Below are 2,774 nucleotides of genomic sequence, written 5' to 3' on the forward strand. Positions count from 1 at the left end.
GCCAGCGCGCTGCGCCCACGACTGATGATCGCCGACGAGCCCACGAGCGCACTCGATGCGACCGTGCAGCGCAAGGTGCTGGATCTGCTCGACGAGCTGCGCCGAGAAGAGGGCACGAGCATCCTGCTCGTCACGCACGACCTCGGCGTCGCCGCCGATCGGGCGCAGCGGCTCGTCGTGCTGAAAGACGGGCGCATCGTCGAGCAGGGGCCGAGCGCGCAGGTGCTCGCCGAGCCCTCCGACGCGTACACCAGGCAGCTGCTCGCCGACGCTCCGGCGTTCACGACGGGGTTCCGTCGACCCGAGGCCCCTCCGTTCCTCCGCGACGCCGCAGCGGTGGCCGCCGAGAATCCGTTCGCGATCACCGCCACCAGTCTCGTCAAGGAGTTCAGGGTCGCCGGCCGCGANNACCGGGCGGCTGATCACCCGCTTCCACGAGCCGGATGCCGGCGCGATCGAGATCGACGGCAGCGATGTGACCGGGCTGTCGGGGCAGCGCCTGCGGGCGTTGCGACGTCGCATCCAGCTGGTCTATCAGAACCCGTTCGCGTCGCTGGATCCGCGGCAGCAGGTCGTCGACATCATCGCCGAGCCGCTGCAGAACTTCGGTGTGGGATCGCGCACCGAGCGCAGAGACCGGGCGCTCGCTCTGATCGACAGGGTGTCGCTGCCCGGCGATCTCGCCCACCGCACGCCGCGCGAGCTCTCGGGAGGCCAGCGGCAGCGCGTCGCGATAGCCAGGGCGCTCGCGATCGATCCCGAGATCGTCGTGCTCGACGAGGCGGTGTCCGCCCTCGACGTCACGGTGCAGGCGCGCATCCTCGAACTGCTCACCTCTCTGCAGGCCGAGCTCGGCCTCACCTACCTCTTCATCTCGCACGACCTCGCCGTCGTCCGCAGGATCAGCCACACCGTCTCGGTGATGCGCCGCGGACGCATCGTCGAGGAGGGCGTGACCGAAGAGCTCTTCCACGACCCGCAGCACGACTACACCCGGGAGCTGCTCGCAGCGGTGCCCGGACGAACGGAGCAGCCCGCATGACCACCGGTCCCACCATCGCCTTCTTCACCCGGCTGCTCGACGATGCCTCGCCCGCCGAGCGCTACGCGCTGGCCACCGAGCAGATCCGGCACGCCGAGCGACACGGCATCGGCCGGGCCTGGGTGGCGCAGCACCATTTCCGCGCCGCGGAGGGAGGCCTGCCCTCACCGCTCGTCTACCTCGCGAACGTCGCAGCGCACACCTCGCGCATCCGCCTCGGCACGGGCGTCGTCACGCTGCCGCTGGAAGACCCGGTGCGCGTCGCCGAGGATGCGGTGGTCGCCGACCTGCTCTCGGGCGGCCGCATCGACCTCGGCCTCGGCAGCGGCGGAACCCCCTCGTCGTTCGTGCCGTTCGGCGAGGACGTGCGCGACAAGGCACCCACCTACGACCGCAAGCTGCGGCTGCTGCTCGATGCGCTGTCGGGGCGCGACATCGGCGCCGACAACACTCTGTATCCGGATGCCGGCACGCTCGCCGACCGCATCTGGCAGGCGACGTTCTCGGCACCGGGCGGCCATCGGGCCGGCATCCACGGGCACGGCCTGCTGCTCTCCCGCACCCAGCCGCGGTCGACGGATGCTCTGCACGCACCGCTCTCGGCGCTGCAGGATCCCATCATCGACACCTACCTCGACGCCCTCCCCGACGGGGTCGCGCCGCGCATCACCGCCTCGCGCACGGTGTTCGTCGCCGACGATCGCGCCGAGGCGCTGCGCGTCGCGGAGGTCGGCCTGCGCCGCGCCGCCGAGGGGTTCCGCCGTCAGGGCCAGACGATCCCCGGCGACAGTCTCGACGAGCTGATCGTGGCGCTCGACACGCATCTCGGCACCCCCGAAGAGGTCGCCGAGTCTCTCGCCGCCGACGCCACCCTCGGACGCGCGACCGAAGTGGCGTTCCAGGTGCACTCGGTCGATGCCCCTCACGAGCACGTCCTGCGCTCGATCGAGCTCTTCGCCGAGCAGGTCGCACCGGCCCTCGGCTACACCCTCACCGACACCATCAAGGAGACAGCATGACGCACGACATCGTCGACCGGATCGTGGGGGTGACGCCCGAGCTCGACGCGCTGCGGCGCCGCCGCCCCGTCACCAGGGAGCAGCTGCAGGCGAGCTTCGACGCGCTCTTCGCTCCGGTCTCGACCGCGCACGTGTCGCAGGCCGAGCGCGAGCTCGTCGCGGCGTTCGCGACGCTGCTCGCGGGCGACACCGATGCGACGGCCGCGTTCTACGCCGGGCGTGCGCAGGCGATCGACCCGCAGCTCGCGGCGATCGTGATCGCCGAGGCGGATGCCCGAGCGGTGCCCGGTCCCTTCGGCTCGTACACCGAGGCAGGTCTGCAGGCCGAGAACACCGAGGGAGCGCGATACACGCCGTCGGCGCAGGTCGTCGACGCGCTCGGTGAGCGGCTCGCCGCCGCCCTCGCGCACACCCACCTGCTGGTGCTGCGTCCGCGCGAGGCGTCGGGCGCAGACATCCAGCGGCTGGTGGACGCGGGCTGGTCGGCCGACGGCATCGTCACCCTGTCGCAGCTGGTGTCGTTCCTCGCTTTCCAGCAGCGTGTCATCACGGGCCTGAGTGTCCTTCAGAAGGGAATCGCCGCATGACCGTTCTCCTGCAGGACATCGCACCGCACCCCGAGGCGTTCACGCGCGGCGAGGTCGGCTGGACCCCGCATCTGCCGCCGCTCGCGGAGGCGGAGCTGACCGAGCGCCACTACGACGGCCTCGTCG

The 2,774-nt window shown here is 71.5% G+C and carries 3 protein-coding genes; all 3 read left to right on the forward strand.

Annotated features, from left to right (window positions below; translation table 11 throughout):
* The first annotated feature begins 475 nt into the window (after nt 1-475).
* The 3 genes from J7E68_RS20320 to J7E68_RS12915 are packed head-to-tail and all read left to right on the forward strand — an operon-like array spanning nt 476 to nt 2,648.
* The gene (locus tag J7E68_RS20320; RefSeq protein ID WP_311416866.1) at nt 476-1,042 is read left to right on the forward strand and encodes an ATP-binding cassette domain-containing protein; all 567 of its coding nucleotides are present in this window, start codon (nt 476-478) and stop codon (nt 1,040-1,042) included.
* Nucleotides 1,039-2,061, forward strand: coding sequence for a putative FMN-dependent luciferase-like monooxygenase (locus J7E68_RS12910; protein ID WP_215173194.1), 1,023 nt, complete (start codon nt 1,039-1,041; stop codon nt 2,059-2,061). Before J7E68_RS20320 ends, J7E68_RS12910 begins: the two co-directional genes overlap by 4 nt.
* Nucleotides 2,058-2,648, forward strand: coding sequence for a CMD domain protein (locus tag J7E68_RS12915; protein WP_215173196.1), 591 nt, complete (start codon nt 2,058-2,060; stop codon nt 2,646-2,648). The genes J7E68_RS12910 and J7E68_RS12915 overlap by 4 nt, the downstream gene beginning before the upstream one ends.
* The last annotated feature ends 126 nt before the right edge of the window (nt 2,649-2,774 follow it).

Source organism: Microbacterium sp. ISL-103 (genome assembly GCF_018613995.1).
Lineage (GTDB): Bacteria > Actinomycetota > Actinomycetes > Actinomycetales > Microbacteriaceae > Microbacterium.